This is a genomic window from Stenotrophomonas sp. CCNWLW162 (assembly GCF_037203745.1).
Lineage (GTDB): Bacteria > Pseudomonadota > Gammaproteobacteria > Xanthomonadales > Xanthomonadaceae > Stenotrophomonas > Stenotrophomonas maltophilia_AQ.
In genome coordinates, this window is record NZ_JBBCBL010000007.1 from 102,389 (window position 1) to 121,853 (window position 19,465).

Consider the following 19,465-nt stretch of genomic DNA (forward strand, 5'->3'; position numbering starts at 1 on the left):
CCGACTGCCGCCCGGGGCGGCTTGCCCATGCAACATCCCTGCATGACCTGCGGCGCCTGCTGCACTCAATACCGCGTGGCCTTCCACTGGATGGAATCGGACGAGGTCACTCCCGGTGGCGTCCCCCACCAGCTGACCGAGGTGCTCGATCCGCACCGGCTGTGCATGCGCGGCACCCACTCCAAGCCGGTGCGCTGCGTGGCGCTGGATGCGCAGATCGGCGTGTATTCACGCTGCACCATCCACCCCAACCGGCCCAGCGTGTGCCGCGAGGTGGATGCGTCGTGGGAATACGGCAAGGCCAGCCCGCAGTGCGACAAGGCCCGTATCGCCTATGGGCTGGATCCGTTGACCCTGGCCGACTGGCGCTGGCGCGACGAAGCGGGCAACGACGACGACCATCCGGACGACAACGGCAACAGCCCGTCTTCGCCGCCGCAGGCGCCGATCGCGGCGTAGTGGTAGTGCCGGCCGCTGGCCGGCAACCTCATGAACCCGGCGCGCATTGTGCGCTTGCCGGCCAGCGGCCGGCACTACCGGGACCCGACCCGGGAACCGATCAGATCGGGTTCTTGTCCAGGAACGCCCGGATCTCCGGCACCAGCACTTCATGCTTGTCTTCCAGCACGTAGTGGCCGGCATCCTCGAAGGCATGCACCTGCGCCTTCGGCAACGCCGCCTGGAAGCCCTTCAGGAAGTGGTGGTCGAACACGAAGTCGCGCAGGCCCCAGCCGAGGAAGGCCGGACGATCGGCGAACGACGGCAGCGCCTTGCCGGCGCGTTCCAGCAGCGACCAGGCCTTGTCGGCCGGCGACAGCGGAATGTCCTGCATGAAGCGGATGGTGCTGATGCGGTTGGCGTAGTTGTTGTACGGCGACACGTAGGCGCGGCGCACATCGGCCGGCATCTTCCGCTCCACGCCCAGCCACGAGGCACCGGACGAGAACGCGTTGAAGGTGCGGATGATCCACTCGCCGATCTTCCAGTGGCGGCCCAGCGCGATCTGCCACGGCATCTTCTTCGCCGCCGGCATCGGGAACGCGGCCGTGTTGAGCACCACCAGGCGCTTCACCTGGTCATGGTGCGACAGCGCCCAGCCGAAGCCGATCATGCCGCCCCAGTCGTGCACGGCCAGCGTCACCGGACCGGTGATGCCCAAGTGCCTCAGCAACGCGTCCAGATCATCCACGCGCGACTGCAGCGTGTACTCGTAGCGGCTGTCATCGGGCTTGTCCGACAGGCCCATGCCGATGTGGTCCGGCACGATGCAGCGGTACGTGTCCGACAGTCCGGACACCAGCGTGCGCCAGTAATAGCTCCACGACGGGTTGCCGTGCACCATCACCACCACCTCGCCATCGCGCGGACCTTCGTCGAGATAGTTCATCGACAGGCCGGGGCGGACCTCGAAACGCTGCGGGTGGGCGGGGTAACCGGGAAGCTGGGACATCGGATCGCACCTGTAGAAAGGGCCGGTAGAACCGGCCCTTGGACACTTGGAAAATCATCGCTGCCCGTCGCGAGCGGTTGGCTGGCACGTGAGGACGGCGCGCAGCAGGTCAGCGGTGACTTTTTTACCAGACCACTTCAGCCATCGAGCAGTTCAGGCCCGAGCCGATGCCCAGAAGCGCGATGCGATCGCCCTTCTTCAGCTTGCCCAGCTGCTTGAGCTTGCTCAGCACGATCGGCACCGAGGCCGGGCCGATGTTGCCGTGCTCGCCGAAGATGGTCATGACCTTCTTCGGGTCGATGCCGAAGTTCTTGATGAACGCAGCGGTATGCGGCTGGCTGACCTGGTGGATCACGAACTGGTCCAGCTCTTCCACGGCCCAGCCCAAGGCGATCTTGGCGGCGGTGAAGGTCTTCTGGGCCAGCTTGATGCCTTCGATCAGCAGCAGGCGGGTATCGGTGACCATGCGGTCCAGGTTGCCCAGGCACAGCTGGTTCCACTCGGTGGCCGAGCGGGTCACGCCGCCCTTGTAGCGCGGTGCATCCGGCACCAGCTCCGAGCGCGCCATCACCATCGCGGCGGCACCCGAACCGGTGGTCAGGGCGGCCAGTTCGTTGCGGAAGTCGTCGGCGGTGACGTCCGGGGCGGTCATCCGCTCCAGGGTCTTCTCGTACACCAGGTTGGCGGTCTCGCCGTCCACCACCAGCGCGTAGTCGATGTCACCGCGCTCGATCATGCGCGCCGCGATATCCATGCCGTTGATGAAGGCCAGGCAGGCATTGGCGACGTCGAAGGTCATGCACTCGTCGCTGACGCCGAGGTTGCCGGAGACGATCGACGCAGTGGACGGCTCCAGGTAGTCGCGGCTGACCGAGGTGTTGACCAGCAGGCCCACCTGCGTCGCATTGATGCCTGCGTCTTCCAGCGCCTTGCGGCCGGCCATGGTGGCGGCGTCGGAGGCCAGCACGCCGTTGTCCCACAGGCGGCGGGCATGGATGCCGGCGATATCGCCGAGCACGTCGGTGCGGATACCAAGGCGATCCAGCGTCGGCTGCAGCCGCTCGTTGATTTCCTTGGTCGTCAGCGTATGCGGCGCATCAACGTGTGCCAGGCCGGCGATCGAGACATTCTTGAAGAGCATCGAGGTTAGCGCCAAGGCTCAGGCAAAAGGGGGCGCTATTCTATAACTCCCGGGGCCTTCACCGCATCTTTACGAATTCAGGCTTGGCCGTATGGTGAAGCATTCAGCGCGGCGGGCACTGGAATGCGGCGAAGCGCTGGCTGCCCTCGGCCGGTGCGGCAGCGGCCTGCACGGCATTGGCACCGGCGCTCGGGGCCTCGTTGCGGGCCAGGGTTTCCAGCTCTTCCTGCACGCGCAGCGGGTTGCGGTTGTAGAAACCGACCTTGCTCTTCACCGTGACCACCACCTCGCCCTTGGCGATGCAACCGGCCGGAACCGGGCCTGCCGGCAGCACGCGGGTCGTCTTGCCCGCCGGTTCGATCGGCACCCAGGTACAGGCGGTGACGGTGAGCAGCAGGGAGGAAAGCAGCAGAACGCGCATGGGCAGATCCTGGAAGGGTATGGGGGGGATTCTGCCTGAACAGCCTGAATCGGGGGTAGCCCGTGGGCGGGGTCAGATCCCCCGCAGGAGGCTCTGACCCCTTCAGAGTTGCCGGCCAGCGGCCGGCACTACCAAGGGGAGCCGGCCCGCCACATGGCGGGCCGGGTCTTGCCTTATTTCATTTCTTGACCGGATTGCCTTCGGCGTCGATCACCGTCACCTCACCCAGATTCAGCGCACGCACCGCCGCTTCAGTCTGCTTGAGGTCACCCACCACCACCCAGGTCAGCGCCTGCGGCTTGATCTCGTCGGCGGCCTGCTGCACCTGTGCCGGGGTCATCGACTCGATCTCGGCCTTGCGACGCAGCACGTAGTCGTCCGGGCGCTTGAACTGCACGATCGAACCGATGGTCGACGCCACCGCGCTGGCGGTCTCGTAGGCCCCAGGCAGGCTCAGGGTCTGGATGTTGCGGATGCGGTTGACCTCGGCGGCGGTGGCCGGCTTGCTGCCATCGGCGAACGCGGCAATTTCCTTGCGCATTTCCGCCATCGCCGGGCCGGTCTTGTCGATCTGCACCGGCGCGCTGGCCATCCACGGGCGCTGGCCCACCGAGTTGATCGCGCTGCTGCGCGCACCGTACGACCAGTGCTTGTCCTCACGCAGGTTCATGTTCAGGCGCGAGGTGAAGTCGCCGCCGATCACGCCGTTGGCGATGTCGAAGCGGGTCGAGCTGGTGGCGCTGGACGGCGCCACCACCTGGCCGGCGAACAGGTTGGCCTGCACCGCGCCCGGCTGGTCGATCAGGAACACGCGCGGGCCCTTCGGCAATGCGACGTCGGTGGCCGCCTTCACCTGCGGGGCGTCGCCGGCAGCCTTCCAGTCGCCCAGCTGCTTGTCCAGCAGCGGCACGATCTCGGCCAGGGTGGTGTCACCGACCACGATCAGGGTGCCGTTCTGCGGACGCAGCCAATCGTGGTGGAAGTCGACCAGGTCTTCGCGGGTCAGGCCGTTGATCGCCGCCTCGTCACCGCTGCCGGTAAACGGAATGGCATACGGGTGGCCCTTGCCGTACAGCAGCGGCGGCAGCACGCGCATCGCCACCGCACCCGGGTTGACCTTCTCCTGCTGGATGCCGGCGATCCAGGTCGCCTTGACCCGGTCGATCTCGCCCTGCTCGAAGCGCGGCTCACGCAGCAGGTCGCGGTACAGTGCCAGCGACGGCGCCAGGTTTTCCTTCAGTGCCGACAGGTCCACGCTCATCGAGTCCAAGCCGGCCGAGGCATCCAGGCTGGCACCCAGCGTATCGGCAGCATCGGCGAAGGCCAGCGAGCCGAGCTTGCCGGCGCCTTCGGTCATCAGGCTCATGGTGAAGTTGGCGGTGCCCGGCTTGCGGCCCTGGTCGGCGCTGAAGCCGCCCGGGAACTGGTAGCTGAACTGCACCACCGGAATCTCATGGCGTTCGGCCAGGATCACCTGGGTGCCATTCTTCAGCGTGGCGCGCTGCAGGGCCGGGAACTTCAGCTGCGGGAACTCGCGGGTCTGCGGCACGCCGGCCTTGCGGTCCACCTGTTCGGGCAGGGTGCTGTACTTCGGGTCCACCGCCGGCACGTTGAACGGCTTCGGTGCCTGGCTCGGCTCCTCCTTCAGTGCCACGCGCTCACCCGGTGCGATCACCAGGGTATGGCTGCCCTTGTCCAGCCACTGTGCGCCCAGGCGGCTGAGATCGGCGGCACTGGCCTTGTCGATGTTGGCCAGCGAGGTGCGGAAGCAGCCCGGGTCGCCGGTGAACACCGCGCACTCGGCCAGCGCATCGGCCTTGCCGCCAAAGCCGCCGATGCGCTCGATGCCACGGATGAAGCCGGCGCGGGCGCCGGTCTTGGCGCGCTCCAGCTCGGCCGCGGTCGGGCCCTGCTTGATCAGGCGGTCCAGTTCCTCGTCGATGATCTTCTCGACCTTGGCCGGATCCTGGCCCTGCTTCACGGTCGCCACGATCACGAAGTTGGAGCCCAGCTGCGAGGCCGACAGGCCCGAACCGATGCTGTCCACCAGCTTGTCCTGGTGCTGCAGGCGCTGGCTCAGGCGCGAGGACTTGGCACCGCCCAACACCTCGGCGAACAACTGCAGCTGGTCGATGTCGGCGGTGCCGACCTGCGGCACGTTCCAGGCGCGGTAGATGCGCGCCTGCGGCACCTTGTCGGTCATCGTCTCGCGGGTATCGGCGCTGCGCTTGGCCACGTTCACTGCCGGCTGCGCCATGCTCGGGCCGGCCGGGATGCTGCCGAAGTACTTGGCAGCCTTTTCCTTGGCGGTGGCCAGGTCGATGTCACCGGCCAGCACCAGCACCGCGTTGTTCGGGCCGTACCAGGTGCGGAACCAGGTCTTCACGTCGTCCAGCGAAGCGGCGTTGAGATCGTTCATCGAACCGATCACACCGTGGTGGTACGGGTGGCCGACCGGGTACAGCGCCTTGTTGAGCTGATCCCAGGCCTGGCCATAAGGCTGGTTCTCGCCCTGGCGCTTCTCGTTCTGCACCACGCCACGCTGCTCGTCCAGCGCGGCCTGGTCGATCGCACCGACCAGGTGGCCCATGCGGTCCGACTCCATCCACAGCGCCATGTCCAGCGCGGTGGTCGGCACGTTCTCGAAGTAGTTGGTGCGGTCGGTGTTGGTAGTGCCGTTCTGGCCGGTGGCACCCACCTGCTTGAAGGGCTCGAAGTACTCACCGTCGTGGTTTTCGCTGCTCTGGAACATCAAATGTTCGAACAGGTGCGCGAAGCCGGTGCGGCCGGCCGGCTCGTCCTTGCTACCCACGTGGTACCAGACATTGACCGCGACGATCGGCGCCTTGCGATCGGTATGCACGATCACGCGCAGGCCATTGGGCAGGGTGAACTGCTCATACGGGATATCGACCTTGGCCGGTACCGCCGGCTTGGCGGCCAGTGCAGAGGTTGGGGCGAGCGTGCCCAAGGCGGTGCTGAGGGCAACGGCCAGCAATGCAGCGCGCGGGCGAAGGGCGAGAGACATATCCAGATCCTTGGTCACATAGGTGAACCCCGATCCTAGCCTGCGCACGCAGCGGCAGGAATCGGTCGCCAGTCACTGGGGGTGTTTGCCCTTGTGCACCATTCGCGGCCCCTCACGGCCGTGTCCTGGGCGGTCACATGCACCGGCAGCCATCGTCCGGACAGTGTCCGCAACGCATCAAATGGACAGGTGTCCGCCCACCGGACACTTTTTGTCCGACAAAAATCCTTTTAAATCAATGATTAAAAGTTGGCACGGGGATTGCTTGGTACTTCCTGCGCCAAGAAGGGCTTCAGACAAAAGCTGACTGAAGACTGAACAAATGTAGGAAATGGAAAATTTTCCTTGCATGCCCAGAATTGGTGTACTACCTTACTACCACACCACTGCCCACCAACACTAAACAGGCCCCGTCATGAACGCCAAGACCATTGCCATCGCCATCGCCCTGATCGCCGGCACCGCGGTTGTTTCGTCGGTGCAGGCCTCCGAATCCATCAAGACCCTGTCCACCGTGCAGGTTCGTCCGGCCGCCGACCAGCTGGCCCAGCAGGCCTGGGAACAGGCCAGCGGCATCCCGACCCTGGCCACGGTGGAAGTTCGCCCGAGCAGCGACCAGCTGGCCGAGCGCAACGGCTACCTCGCCGCCCCGGTTGCTGCCGCGATGCCGATCACCACCCTGGCCTCGGTGGAAGTTCGCCCGAGCCTGGAGCAGCGTGTCGCCCTGGTCGCCGAGCAGGAAGCCCAGCGCTACGCCGCCACCCTGGCTGCCGCCGCCACCAGCGTCGCCAACCAGGTCATCACCAACCTGCCGGCCCTGCAGGTTCGCCCGAGCGCCGCCGACCTGCAGGCCCTGGCCACCGAAACCGCCCAGGTCCTGTTGCGCCCGTAACCGGTGCCGCCCTGCCCCGTGCGGGGCGTGCGCCGTAAAGGCGGCGGTCGTCGCAGGTACACTGCGCCGATGAATGCCGCGCCCCAGTTCCATGTGATCCTGTTCCAACCGGAAATCCCGCCCAACACGGGCAATGTGATCCGGCTCTGCGCCAACACCGGCGCGCAGCTGCACCTGGTCGAGCCGCTCGGCTTCGCACTGGAAGACAAGCAGCTCAAGCGCGCCGGGCTGGACTACCACGAGTACTCGCGCCTGCAGGTGCACCCCGATCTGGACACGACGCTGGCGCGGGTCGCACCGAAGCGGTTGTTTGCCCTGAGTACGCGGGCCAGCGTCCGCTATGACAGCGTGGCGTTCGAAGATGGCGATGCGTTCCTGTTCGGCCCGGAAAGCCGCGGCCTGCCGCAGGACGTGCTTGATGCATTGCCCGATGGCCGCCGCCTGCGCCTGCCCATGCGGCCGGACAACCGCAGCCTCAATCTTTCCAACACCGTTGCGGTGGTGATGTACGAAGCGTGGCGCCAGCACGGGTTTGCCGGCGGGGCGTAAACCGCCTCAGGTAAGTGTGAACCGATCCTGGTGGTTGCGGACCTTGGTCCGCACAGATGTTGCGTCGCACGCTGAAGGAATGTGCCAACCAAGGTTGGCACCCACCGGAAACAGGTTTCAGAACGCGTTGATGCCGGTCAGCTCACGCCCAATCACCAGCTGGTGCACGGTCTCGGTGCCTTCATAGGTGATCACCGATTCCAGGTTCAGCGCATGCCGGATCGCTACATGCTCGGTGGTGATGCCGGCCCCGCCCAGCAGATCGCGACATTCGCGGGCGATGTCGATGGCCATGCGGCAGTTGTTCCACTTGGCCAGGCTGACCTGCTGCGGCTGCAGCTGGCCGGCTTCCTTCAGGCGCCCGAGCTGCAACGCCAGCAGCTGCGCCATGGTGATGCGGCGGGCCATCTCGGCCAGCTTGATCTGTGCGCTCTGGGTCGCGGCCAGCGGGCGGCCGAACAACACGCGCTCCTTGGCATAGCCCAGCGCTTCATCCAGACAGGCAATGGCCGAACCGATCGGGCCCCAGCTGATGCCGAAACGGGCCTGGGTCAGGCAACCCAGCGGCCCCTTCAGGCCCTTCACGTTGGGCAGGCGGTGGCTGTCGGGCACGCGCACGTCGTCGAAGAACAGCGCACCGGTCAGCGACGCACGCAGGCTCATCTTGTGCTTGATTTCCTGCGTGGTGAACCCCGGCATGCCCTTTTCCAGCACGAAGCCCTGGATGCCGTCCTCGGTCTGCGCCCAGACGATGGCCAGGTCGGCCACCGGGCCGCTGGTGATCCACATCTTGCTGCCGTTGATGCGCCAGTCGTCGCCATCGCGCACGGCGCGGGTCTTCATGCTGGCCGGATCGGAGCCGCCGTGCGCTTCGGTCAGGCCGAAGCAGCCGATCAGCTCGCCGCGCGCCATCGCCGGCAGCCATTGCCGGCGCTGTTCCTCGCTGCCGTAGGCGTAGATCGGGTACATGCACAGCGAGCTCTGCACCGATACGAAGCTGCGCAGGCCGGAATCGCCGCGTTCCAGTTCCTGGCAGATCAGGCCGTAGCTGACCGCGCCGAGGTCGCCGCCGCCGTATTCGGCCGGAAGGGTGGCACCGAGCAGGCCCAGCGCGGCGATCTCCGGCACCAGCTCTGAAGGGAAGCGTGCCTGGTCGAAGGCATCGCCGATGATCGGCAGCACGCGCTCGTTGGTGAAGCGGGCGACGCTCTCCTGGACCGCGCGCTCTTCCTCGCTGAGCAGGGAACGGACATCGAACAGGTCGTACGGATCCAAAGCCATGGCACTCACACGCAGTCAGGACCCGACCATTGTCGGTCATCCGGGCGGAGTTGGTGTGCGGGTAGAGGCCGACCTTGGTCGGCGCTGGTGTTTCCGCTCACGCCAACCAAGGTTGGCACCTACCAGACCACGCGCATTACGCTGCATTGCAGCAATCCGGATGTGAACATCGGCGATCTAGCTCGATCACGCGCGGCCCGGTACCCTGACACATTCAAACAACCGTTTCGCTCGTGGCTGCACGCGCGATTCCCAGGCAACCGCCGGTGGCCCCGATGCCGGCACTACCCACGAGTCATGCAATCGATGAGCGCTGAAGCCAACGCCCTGCCCCCGCGTGAAGTAATGGAGTTCGACGTGGTGATCGTCGGCGCCGGCCCCGCCGGCCTGGCCACCGCGATCCGCCTGCGCCAGCGCGCGATCGAAGCCGGTCGCGAGCTGTCGGTGTGCGTACTGGAAAAGGGCTCCGAGCCGGGCGCGCACGTGCTGTCCGGTGCGGTGATGGACCCGCGCGCGCTGACCGAACTGTTCCCGGACTGGGCCGAGCGCGGCGCACCGCTGAAGCAGAAGGTCACCCGCGACGAATTCCTGTTCCTCAGCGAAACCGGCGCACGCAGCACGCCCCATGCGCTGCTGCCGGAGTGCTTCCACAACGAAGGCAACTACATCATCAGCCTGGGTGAAGTGACCCGCTGGCTGGCGCAGCAGGCCGAGGCGCTGGAAGTAGCGATCTTCCCCGGCTTCGCTGCCGCCGAGGTGCTGTACGGCGACGACGGCGCAGTCATCGGCGTGGCCACAGGCGACATGGGCATCGAGAAGGACGGCACGCGCGGCCCCGCCTTCGAACGCGGCATGGCCCTGCAGGCGAAGTACACCGTGTTCGCCGAAGGCGCGCGCGGTCATCTCGGCCGCCAGCTGATCAGCCGTTTCAAGCTGGATGACGGCAAGGACCCGCAGGCCTACGGCATCGGCATCAAGGAGCTGTGGCAGATCGACCCAGCCAAGCATGAGCCGGGCCTGGTCGTGCACGCCGCCGGCTGGCCACTGGACAGCGACACCTACGGCGGTGCCTTCCTGTACCACGCAGATGGCGGCAAGGTCGCCATCGGCTACGTGGTCGGCCTGGACTACAAGAACCCGTGGCTGAGCCCGTTCGAAGAGTTCCAGCGCTTCAAGACCCACCCGTCCATCCGCAAGCATCTGGAAGGCGGCACCCGCATCGGCTACGGCGCGCGCGCGATCACCGCCGGCGGCCTGATGTCGCTGCCGAAGACGGTGTTCCCGGGCGGTGCGCTGGTCGGCTGCGAAGCCGGCTACCTCAACGTCAGCCGCATCAAGGGCAGCCATGCCGCGATCAAGACCGGCATGCTGTGCGCCGATGCCGCGTTCGATGCGCTGGCCGCCGATCGCCAGCACGACGAACTGAGCGCCTACCCACAGGCCTTCGAAGCCAGCTGGCTGCATGACGAGCTGAAGCTGTCGAAGAACTTCAAGCAGTGGTTCAAGAAGGGCCAGACCGTGGCCACGCTGATGACCGGCATCGAGCAGTGGCTGCTGCCGAAGCTGGGCGTGCGCAACCCGCCGTGGACCCTGCGCCACAGCATCCCGGACCACGCCTGCCTGGAGCCGGCGTCCAAGCACACCCGCATCGCCTACCCGAAGCCGGATGGCGTGCTGACCTTCGATCGCCTCAGCTCGGTGTTCCTGAGCAGCACCAACCATGCCGAAGACCAGCCCAGCCACCTGACGCTGAAGGATGCGAGCATTCCGGTGAAGGTGAACCTGGCCGAGTACGCCGGCCCGGAAGCGCGTTACTGCCCGGCAGGCGTGTACGAGTTCGTCGGCGACGGTAACGACGCGCGCCTGCAGATCAATGCGCAGAACTGCGTGCACTGCAAGACCTGCGACATCAAGGACCCCACCCAGAACATCGTCTGGGTGACCCCGCAGGGCGGCGGCGGCCCGAACTACTCGGGCATGTGATCGCCACGGGCTGCGACTGCGTGTCGCAGCCCACCTGCCCCGTTGCATCGCTATCCTGCCCGCCCATGCGCGCTGCCTGCCTGCTCATTGCCGTCGTCGTGGCCCTTGCGGCCACGGCCTGCCAGCGCCCGCCGTCAGCACCCGCCACGCCCGAACAGGCGCGCCAGCAGGCCATGCAGCGCGCGTTTGAACTGTGTGCGGGCTGCCACACCGTGCAGCCCGGCGGCATCCATCGCTTCGGGCCGAACCTGCATGGAGTGATCGGCCGCCGTGCCGGCAGCCTGCCCGATTACGGCTACTCCGACGGCATGCGCCGCGCCGACATCACCTGGAGCGCGCAGACCCTGGATGCCTTCCTGCAGTCGCCCACCCACGTGGTGCCGGGTACGCGCATGTACAACGCCTTCCCCAGTGCCGAACGCCGTGCGCTGGTGATCGCCTACCTGCAGCAGCAGTCGACTCAGTGAGCCAGGCGCTGCAGTTGCTGCTGCAGCCGCGCCACGAATTCCGCCACGCTTGCGAACACCGCGGTCGGATCGGTGTCGGCCGCATCCTGCAGGCGCTCCACCAGCGTATTGGCCTGCCCGGCCAGCACCGTCGCGCCTATTGCGCCCAGGCCACCGGCCTGCCGGTGCAGGTGCAGCGCGGCTGCCTCGCGATCTCCGGCCTGCAGCGCGCGCTGCACGGCGGCAAGATCGCCTTCGCTGGCCTGCAGCAGGCTGTCGCGCAGCTGGATTGCCACTGCGCGTGAGCCGAAGCGCTGCTGCAACGTGGACAGATCCGGCAGCGCCATGCCGTCGTCGGCAACCACCTCCGTCACCGGTTCGGCGAACGACTGGCCCTGTGCCTGCGGCAACCAACGCAGCAGCGCCGCGCGCAATGTGGCCAGTGACAACGGCTTGGCCAGCACTTCGTCCATGCCGGCCTCGCGGCAACGGCGCGCATCGTCGTCCAACACACTGGCGGTCAGCGCCAGCACGGTCAGGCGCGGCTGGCCATTGCGGCCCTCGCGCTCGCGCAGCAGCCGGGTGAAGCCGAAGCCATCGAGCACCGGCATCCGGCAATCGGTGATCACCAGGTCGAAGCTTTCCGACAACAGCCGATCCAGCCCCTGCTGGCCATCACCGACCATCACGTGCGGCACGCCCAGCTGCTGCAGGCGCCAGGCCATCATCGCCTGGTTGGTCGGGTGGTCCTCGATCACCAGCACCCGCGCCTGGCGCAGCGCCTGCGGCAGCAGCGAAGCCTGTTCCTGCTCAGCCACCAGCGCTTCGACATCACCGCTGCCGGCCTCCACCAGCGACAACCGCACCTCGGCACGAGTGCCTTCGCCCAGCGTGCTGTGCAGGGTCAGTTCGCCGTCCATCATCTGCACCAGGCGCTGGCTGATGCTCAGGCCAAGACCGGTGCCACCATGGTCGCGCTGGATGTAGGCACCGGCCTGGGTGAACGGCGCGAACAGATGCTGCAGCTGCTCCGGCGCGATGCCCATGCCGGTGTCGGTCACGCTCAGGCACAACGGCTGGCTGCCATCCTCCGCGGTAGGCCCCAGCACCTCCAGCTGCAGCCGCACTTCGCCGCGCGCCGTGAACTTGATGGCGTTGCTGAGCAGGTTGAACACGATCTGGCGCAGGCGCACGCCATCCACTTCGTGTGCCGGTGCCAGCTGTGGATCGATCTCCACCAGCAACGCCAACCCACGTGCACTGGCCTGCGCCGACAACAACCGGCACACGCTTTCCAGCAGCGGCCGCAGCGGTTGCGGCACCGGTTCCAGGCGCAGCGCACCGGCCTCCAGCCGCGAATAATCGAGGATGTCATCCAGGATCTGCCGCAGCATCTGCGCCGAATCCTCGATCACGCCGAGGATGCGCTGCTGCTCGGCATCCAGCGGCGAATGCGCCAGCACTTCCAGCATGCCCAGCACGCCACTCATAGGAGTACGGATCTCATGGCTCATCGTGGCCAGGAAACGTGACTTCGCTTCCGCCGCCTGCTCGGCCTCGGCTTTGGCCGCGGTCAGGGCCTCGGCCTGCGCACGTGCCTCGCTGACGTCCACCCAGTAGCCACTCCAGGTCACCGCCCCTGCCTCTGCCGCATAGGGATGGGCCTGGCTGCGGACCCAGCGCGCGCCGCCCGCATCGGCACGCAGGCGGAACTCGAGGATCAATGGCGCGAACTGGCGTGCGGCCTGTTCGACCGCCTGCAGGATGCGTTCGCGATCCTCCTCCTCGATGCGTTCCAGCAGCAGTTTCGCGTCCTGCTCGGCCTGCTGCCGGGTAATGCCGAACAACGCCTGCAGGTCACCGGCAATGAACGGAAAACCGAGAGTGCCATCGGCATCGCGCCGTGCCTGGTAGACCACGGCGGGAAGGTTGTCGGTGACCTCGGCCAGGCGCTGCTCCAGATGACGCCGCCCGGCCACCTCGCGACGCAGGCGCCAGTACCCGATGCCATGTACCAGCAGCGCGGTCAGCAGCACCAGCAGCAGCGGCACCCCCCAGCGCAGCGCGTCCCTCCAGTCGATGCCATTGCGATACTCCACGGCCAGCCAGTCGCCCCGCAACGCCTCGCGCTTGCGCGGCGTCATCTGCAGCAGCAGGCGGTCGAAGGTGGTCGCCAGGGCGGCATGGCGGCGTTCCACGGCCAGCACCAGCTGATCGTTGAAGCCCGCAGGGGCGGCCACCTGCAGGCGCCCCGGGAAGCTGCTGCGCAGCAGGTGATCGACCAGTGCCAGGTTGCCCACGTAGGCATCGGCTTCGCCAGCGGCAAGGCGCTGCAGTGCCTGCTCGGTACTGCGCGCGGCGATGATCCGCGCGCTGGGGGCCTGCTGCAGCACGTAGCCACGTATGCGCTCGGGATCGGACAGCAGTACGCGCTTGCCCTGCAGGTCCGACAGGCCCAGCAGCGCCGGGCTGTCGACGCGGCTGACGATCACGTTCGGTACGCTGATGAAGGGCTGGCTGAACACCCAGTCCGGCCCCAGATAGCGTGAATCGGCGGGAATGCCCATTACTGCCTGCAGCTCGCCGCGGCGCGCCTTCTCGCGCACCTCATACCAGTCGTGGCTGTTCTCCGGCTGAAGATTGGCACCGGCCTGCAGCAGCCGTCGCAGATACTCGCCGGCCAGGCCACTGGGCTTGCCTTCCTTGTCGGCGAACGACAACGGCGCCGCGTTCGGCGCGAAGCCGATCTTCAGCGGCTGCTCCAGCACCCGCTTCTCGGCCTGGCTCAGCGCCAGCCGTGCCGATGCCGACCACTGCGGCAACGGCAGCCAGCGTTGCACCAACGCGTCGCGCTGGGCCTGGCTGGTCGCAGCCAGGGCCAGGTCCAGTGCTTCGGCCAGCGGCTGCTTGCTGTTGGGAACGCCGAAGTGCAGGCGCTCGGGAGGCAGGTCACTGGGCCGCAGCAGCACCACACCCTGCAGACGCTGGCTGGCGATCAGCTCGGTGGCGACATAGGCATTGCCGATATAGACATCGGCTTTGTCGTCTCTGACCATCTGCAGCGCCGCAATCGAGCTGTTTGCGACAAGCTGCCGGGCGCGCGGGAAACGCGCGCGTACCTGCGGGCCGGTCAGGAAATCCTGCTCGATCACTACCCGCAGCCCATCCAGGTCGGGATTGTCGGAGGCACGCAGGTCGCCCGGGCGTCCGACCAGAGCCAGCGGCGCCTCGCCATAGGCGGCGGTGTAGACCATGCAGCGGGTACGGTCGGCACTGAGACCGACATTCATCACCACGTCGATTTCGCCACGGCACGCCGCATCCAGCACGGAAGTCCAATCTGGATAACGACGGGCTTCGACCTTCACACCCAGCTGACGGGCAAGAAGCGACAGATAATCCGGCCCCAGCCCGATCTGCCGACCATCACGGAGGGACTCGAACGGCGGCCAGCCGCTGTCATACTGGCCCACGACGATGCTTGGATGCGCGGCCAGGTACTCGCGCTGCAGGGGAGTGAGCGGCAGCGGTCCTGGCACGGCCTGTGCCGGTGCGGCAGGCAGCACCAGCACGGCCAGCAGCAGGACCAGCCCGCGAACAGCCCAGCTACGCATCGGCGTCGATCTCCTAGAATCCTGCCAGGAACCGCGATGGTCGCGGTCCGGCGTGCCCGGTGGCCATACTAGAGCATGAGCTTGCGCATCATCATCGCAGACGACCACCCGGTGGTCCGTATCGGTACCCGCGCCGTCATCGAGTCGAGCGGGGTGGGCCGCGTGGTCGGCGAGGCGGACAGCGCGCAGGCGCTGATGACCCTGCTGGGCAGCCAGCCCTGTGACCTGCTGGTCACCGACTACTCCATGCCGGGCAGCCCACAGGCCGACGGCTTCGCCATGATCGGCATGATCCGCCGCCGCCATCCCGACCTGCCGGTACTCATGCTCAGCGTCTCCAACAACCTGGCGATCCTGCGCATGGTGCTCGACAGCGGTGTGCTCGGCCTGGTCGACAAGAGCTCGTCGATGGACGAACTGCCGCAGGCCATCCAGGCGGTCTATCGCGGCCAGCCCTATATCAGCCGCAGCCTGCGCGAGCGGGTCGAGGCGGCGGGCAGCTGGCGCATGCGCGAGGGCGACGGCAAGCCACTGTCGCCGCGCGAGGTGGAGGTGCTGCGGCTGCTTGGCACTGGCATGACGGTGAAGGAGATCTCGCTGCAGCTGCACAAGAGCGTCAGCACCATCAGCCGGCAGAAGGGTGACGCCATGCTCAAACTGGGTCTGAAGGGCGACGCCGAGCTGTTCGACTACCTGCGCGATGGCAATATCTGAGATGCCGTTCACATAAGAGGGCGCGGCGTGCTGCCCTCTTTGATGCGTCGCGATTCTGTGCAAAGATTGCCGGGCATGGGTTCTCAATGCGAGGTCGAAGGAATCGACCGGCTCATGTCCTCGCTCCTGTCCCCGGTGGATGGGGTGCGGTTTCCTGCCGGCCGTCTGGCCCGGCAACGCTGACCATGGAGAGGCGCATGCATCACCCCCCAAAACCACGTTGGACCCTGCCATTGCCGCCCCTGCGCGCATTCGCGGCGTGCCTGCTCGTCTCTCTTTCCGCTGCCGCCTGCAGCGCCGCCGACCCGGCCCCCTCGTCCTCCCAGCCCGGCGCGCACGCGCAGGCTGCCAATGCGCCCCGACAGGATGTTGCCCCGATGCAGAACACTTCCCCCGATACCGCCGTCACCCCGCCAGATGCGCCGACCGTGATGTATTTCACCTACCAGCAGGACGGCGATGGCGCGACCTCCTATGAGGTCCAGAACGGCAGCGTGGCGACCTTCTGGTTCGGCCATCAGTTCACGCTCGACGGCACCACCTACTACACCGGTTTCTCGTGGGATACCCGCGAGCACTACGGCAAGCCCGGCGAGCAGCAACCGGCCGGCCCGGATGACCGCGCCAACCTGGCCGAGGCCACCTTCGTGCTGGCCGGCGGCGATGCGAAGAAGCCGTGGAAGTTCCGTGGCCAGGAGTGGACCATCGGCGCGCTCGGCGCCTACGACAAGGCCGACGACATCGACACCCGGCGCAAGCCGCTCGAACATCGCACGGCCGATGGCCGCCTGCTGCTGGCGGTGCCGACCAGCAGTTTCGACCGCGGCATCAGCGGCAGCGGCTATGCCCTGCTGCTGTTCAACCCGAAGCGCAGCGAAGACGACGTGGACAGCAAGGTCTGGCGCTATGTCGGTTCGGTACGCACCGGCGAAGACAACAGCGCCGCCTGCGACGACGGCAACGTGATGCCGTGCACCGACAGCGATGGCGAACTGGCCTTCATTGCCGACGGCAACGGCCTGCCGCAGCTGACCGTGAGCTTCAAGGGCACCACCATCGATAGCCCGGGCAAGACCCGCGCACTGGGTGTCGGCGACGCCGTGCACTACCGCTTCGACAGCGTGACCCAGAAGTACCTGGCGCGCTGATTCCCACCCGCACACGCGGGTTACCTGTTGACCGACATGTTCTTGACTCACGGATGAGTCCGGTTGGCGATTCGCGGCTTCCGCCGCTCCATCAACCCCGAGGAAAACGTCATGGCACAGCATGACTACAGCAGAAAGGAAGTCCTGGACATCGTCGAGCAGGTCGCCAGGCAGAAGGGCATCCCCGTGGATGACTTCATGCGCTTCGCGCATATCGAGACCGGCGGCAGCTTCAACGAGCGCGCGCACAACACCTCGTCCGGTGCCAAGGGCCTGTTCCAGTTCGTGCCCGGTTCCGCGCGCCAGTACCACCTGACCGGCCACGAGTTCGATCCGACCCGCAACACCGAAGCGGCCGCACAGATGTACCAGGACAACCTGGACTCGATGGCGCGCCGCAACGAGCGCACCGGCAATCCCTACCTGTCCGGGGGCAACACGCCCACCGGCTTGGACCTGTACCTGGCCCACCAGCAGGGCAGCGCCGGCTATGGCTCGGTACAGACCGCCATTGCCACCGGCACCTTCGGCGTGGTCCGCAACAGCCACGGCGAAGAAATCAACATGCGCCGCAACGTACTCAACCAGATCGGCTCCGACGCGAAGGCGCTGACCGGCCACACCCTGGCCGAGATGCGCGGCATGGACGATGGCGACCTGGCGCGGACGTTCTCCAGCTACTACATCCACAAGTACGCGGCGATCAGCATTCCGGAAAAGAACATCGAACCGCAGGCGGTGGCGCAGGGCCAGGGCCAGACCCCGGCAGCGCCTGCACAGGCCAGCGCAGCCGTGGCGGCTGGTGCAGCCACGCTGGCGGCAACCGCAACGGCGGCTGCCACGCCGAAGCCGGGCATTGAACTGCAGGCCGCCTACGAGGCCGGCGTGAAGTACGACGATGTCAGGTACGCCATCAACATTCCGGGCCACGCGCTGTACGTACCGGGCAAGACCGGCAAGAACGTCGAGCAGGGTTACATCGACTGTTCCGGCTGGGTCGGCACGCTGCAGAACCGGACCATGGACGAGATCAACCAGAAGGCCGGGCACGCGGTGTTCGGCAAGGCTGATCGCATCGACCTGGGCAACCTCGGTTCCGGCGGCATCGTGCGCAAGGCGTTCGACCAGTCCGGCGTGCTGCTTGACCGCGACGCGATCCTCAAGCCCGATGCGTTGAAGGAAGGCATGATCATCGGCCTGGATACGGCCAAGACCCGCCACGAGCACTGGAACGGCATCGACCACATCGTGATGGTGGTGCGCGATCCCAACACCGACAAGCTGCTGATCAGCCAGTCCACCGGCAGCAAGGGCGTGCACACCATGCCGGTCGAGGACTACCTGAAGCAGGTGAAGGACCATCCGAACTGGAAGCTGTACGCCTCCGACCCGCTGTCCAGGGCCCGCGATCTGCTGGAGAACCGTACCCAGTCGCACGAGCAGACCCAGGGCAGGCCCGCGGCCGAGCACAAGGCAGCTGCCACGCCGCACGCCGAACTGTACAAGCAGGGCGCACACAGCGAGGGCGTGCGCAAGGTACAGGAACAGCTGGGCCACCTCGGCTATGTCGGGGCCGATGGCAAGCCGCTGGTCGAAGACGGTCGCTTCGGCCGCAACACCGACGCGGCGGTGCGCCAGCTGCAGAAGGACAACGGCCTGGTCGCTGACGGCGTCGTCGGCGCGAAGACCCTGGAGGCGATCAGGGAGGCTCGCGAGCGGCCGCTGCTGAACGACGAGCGGCACCCGCGCAATCCGCTGTTCATCCAGGCCAGCAAGGGCCTGGAGCTGATGCCGGCCGGCACCTTCAAGGATCGGCGTGCGCTGGAAAGCGCCGCCGCGGCACTGACCAAGGAGGCGCATGCCGCCGGCCTGCAGCGCATCGATTCGGTGGTACCCAGTCCGAACGGTGAGCGCTTGTTCGCCGTGCAGGGCACCATCGGCGACCCGGCCGCCATTCGCGCGGCGGTGGACACCCGTACGGCCAGCGAGCAGAGCCTGGCACTCAGCAGCGGTGCCGTCCAGGGCGCCCCGAACGTGCTGCACCAGCAGCAGGATGCCCAGCAGGAGCAGGCCCGGCAGGCCCAGAAGGCGATGGGCGTCTAAGCCCGCGGCGCCTTGGGAGAGAAGGGAGGGCCACGTCCGCGTGGCCTTTTCCCTTTCTGCCAGCTGAGCGGCCGAGGCCGCTTTCAGCCTTGCTTCATGCCGCCTGCCGCTAGATGAATGCGCAAGCCGCACGGTGGACCAGGCAATGTTCCGGCAATGTTGGAACGCCAGCGTGGACATCACGGCAGCCGGGGCGCCCCGCGCCCTCCCTGCCCAGCGTGGCATGCACCTCACAGGAGAACGAACATGCTCAGTACTTCCGCACTCAGCTTCCGTGGTCTGGCGATGGCTCTGGCACTGGTGGCCGGTGTGGCCGTGGTCAGCGATGCCAGCGCGATGTCGAGGAAGGACAAGCGCACCCTGGTCGGCGCCGTGGTCGGTGGCGTGGCCGGTAACCTGCTCTCCAACGGTGATCCCGCTGCCACTGTCGGCGGTGCCGTGGCCGGCGGCGCGATCGGCAACCTGACCACCTCCGACCGCCGCGACCGTCGTTACTACGACAATCGCCGTTACGACGACCGCTACGATCGCCGTTACGACCGTGGCTACTACCGCAGCGGCTACTACGACCGCGGTGACGACCGTCGCTGGCAGCGCGAGCGCTACTACGACAACCGCTACTACCACGACCGCGGCCGCCATCGCGGCTGGTAACCCGGCGCGGCGGTACCGCCGATGACCATGTGACTACGGGC

The 19,465-nt window shown here is 66.9% G+C and carries 15 protein-coding genes; 9 read left to right on the forward strand and 6 right to left on the reverse strand.

Annotated features, from left to right (window positions below):
- Window positions 1–27 precede the first annotated feature (27 nt).
- Window positions 28–459: a YkgJ family cysteine cluster protein gene (locus tag V9K93_RS17550; RefSeq protein WP_046985344.1), complete on the forward strand. Its 432-nt coding sequence runs from the start codon at window positions 28–30 to the stop codon at window positions 457–459.
- A gap of 100 nt (window positions 460–559) precedes the next feature.
- On the opposite strand, the gene V9K93_RS17555 is transcribed toward V9K93_RS17550, so the two are convergent.
- The 4 genes from V9K93_RS17555 to V9K93_RS17570 form a co-directional block, all read right to left on the reverse strand.
- Window positions 560–1,450, reverse strand: a complete 891-nt coding sequence (locus V9K93_RS17555) for an alpha/beta fold hydrolase (protein WP_337302947.1) — start codon at window positions 1,448–1,450, stop codon at window positions 560–562.
- A 124-nt stretch (window positions 1,451–1,574) separates the two neighbouring features.
- Window positions 1,575–2,591, reverse strand: a complete 1,017-nt coding sequence (locus V9K93_RS17560) for a 3-oxoacyl-ACP synthase III (RefSeq protein ID WP_004135358.1) — start codon at window positions 2,589–2,591, stop codon at window positions 1,575–1,577.
- 103 nt (window positions 2,592–2,694) lie between these two features.
- The gene (locus tag V9K93_RS17565) at window positions 2,695–3,012 is read right to left on the reverse strand and encodes a DUF4156 domain-containing protein (protein ID WP_046985346.1); all 318 of its coding nucleotides are present in this window, start codon (window positions 3,010–3,012) and stop codon (window positions 2,695–2,697) included.
- A gap of 178 nt (window positions 3,013–3,190) precedes the next feature.
- Entirely contained in the window at window positions 3,191–6,040 is a 2,850-nt protein-coding gene (locus tag V9K93_RS17570; protein ID WP_337302948.1) for a M16 family metallopeptidase, read from the reverse strand.
- A gap of 415 nt (window positions 6,041–6,455) precedes the next feature.
- Between V9K93_RS17570 and V9K93_RS17575 the strand changes: the two genes are divergently transcribed.
- A complete protein-coding gene (locus tag V9K93_RS17575; RefSeq protein ID WP_046985348.1) occupies window positions 6,456–6,932 on the forward strand; it encodes an XAC0231 family protein in 477 nt (158 codons plus the stop codon).
- A gap of 69 nt (window positions 6,933–7,001) precedes the next feature.
- Complete coding sequence (locus tag V9K93_RS17580; protein ID WP_046985349.1) at window positions 7,002–7,481, forward strand: tRNA (cytidine(34)-2'-O)-methyltransferase; 480 nt, start codon at window positions 7,002–7,004, stop codon at window positions 7,479–7,481.
- A gap of 117 nt (window positions 7,482–7,598) precedes the next feature.
- Here the strand turns inward: V9K93_RS17580 and V9K93_RS17585 are convergent, their stop codons facing one another.
- Complete coding sequence (locus V9K93_RS17585; protein ID WP_136638492.1) at window positions 7,599–8,762, reverse strand: acyl-CoA dehydrogenase family protein; 1,164 nt, start codon at window positions 8,760–8,762, stop codon at window positions 7,599–7,601.
- 306 nt (window positions 8,763–9,068) lie between these two features.
- Between V9K93_RS17585 and V9K93_RS17590 the strand changes: the two genes are divergently transcribed.
- Together V9K93_RS17590 and V9K93_RS17595 are read left to right on the forward strand one after the other, a co-directional pair.
- On the forward strand, window positions 9,069–10,745 hold the full coding sequence (locus tag V9K93_RS17590) for an electron transfer flavoprotein-ubiquinone oxidoreductase (protein ID WP_046985351.1): 1,677 nt from the start codon (window positions 9,069–9,071) through the stop codon (window positions 10,743–10,745).
- 65 nt (window positions 10,746–10,810) lie between these two features.
- Window positions 10,811–11,212 (forward strand): c-type cytochrome, encoded by a 402-nt coding sequence (locus tag V9K93_RS17595; protein ID WP_136638491.1) that lies wholly within the window; start codon window positions 10,811–10,813, stop codon window positions 11,210–11,212.
- Here the strand turns inward: V9K93_RS17595 and V9K93_RS17600 are convergent.
- A complete protein-coding gene (locus V9K93_RS17600) occupies window positions 11,206–14,805 on the reverse strand; it encodes an ATP-binding protein (protein WP_337302949.1) in 3,600 nt (1,199 codons plus the stop codon). The genes V9K93_RS17595 and V9K93_RS17600 overlap by 7 nt on opposite strands.
- A gap of 75 nt (window positions 14,806–14,880) precedes the next feature.
- Here V9K93_RS17600 and V9K93_RS17605 point away from each other — a divergent pair, with 75 nt between their 5' ends.
- The 4 genes from V9K93_RS17605 to V9K93_RS17620 all read left to right on the forward strand — a co-directional run bounded on the left by V9K93_RS17605 (window position 14,881) and on the right by V9K93_RS17620 (window position 19,424).
- Window positions 14,881–15,519: a response regulator gene (locus V9K93_RS17605; protein ID WP_046985354.1), complete on the forward strand. Its 639-nt coding sequence runs from the start codon at window positions 14,881–14,883 to the stop codon at window positions 15,517–15,519.
- 377 nt (window positions 15,520–15,896) lie between these two features.
- Window positions 15,897–16,667: a hypothetical protein gene (locus tag V9K93_RS17610; protein ID WP_295378597.1), complete on the forward strand. Its 771-nt coding sequence runs from the start codon at window positions 15,897–15,899 to the stop codon at window positions 16,665–16,667.
- Between the two features lie 111 nt (window positions 16,668–16,778).
- Window positions 16,779–18,770, forward strand: a complete 1,992-nt coding sequence (locus V9K93_RS17615; RefSeq protein ID WP_337302950.1) for an XVIPCD domain-containing protein — start codon at window positions 16,779–16,781, stop codon at window positions 18,768–18,770.
- 246 nt (window positions 18,771–19,016) lie between these two features.
- Window positions 19,017–19,424 carry a glycine zipper 2TM domain-containing protein gene (locus tag V9K93_RS17620; RefSeq protein ID WP_005411889.1) on the forward strand — a complete coding sequence of 136 codons (408 nt, stop codon included), beginning with the start codon at window positions 19,017–19,019 and terminating at the stop codon, window positions 19,422–19,424.
- Window positions 19,425–19,465 lie beyond the last annotated feature (41 nt).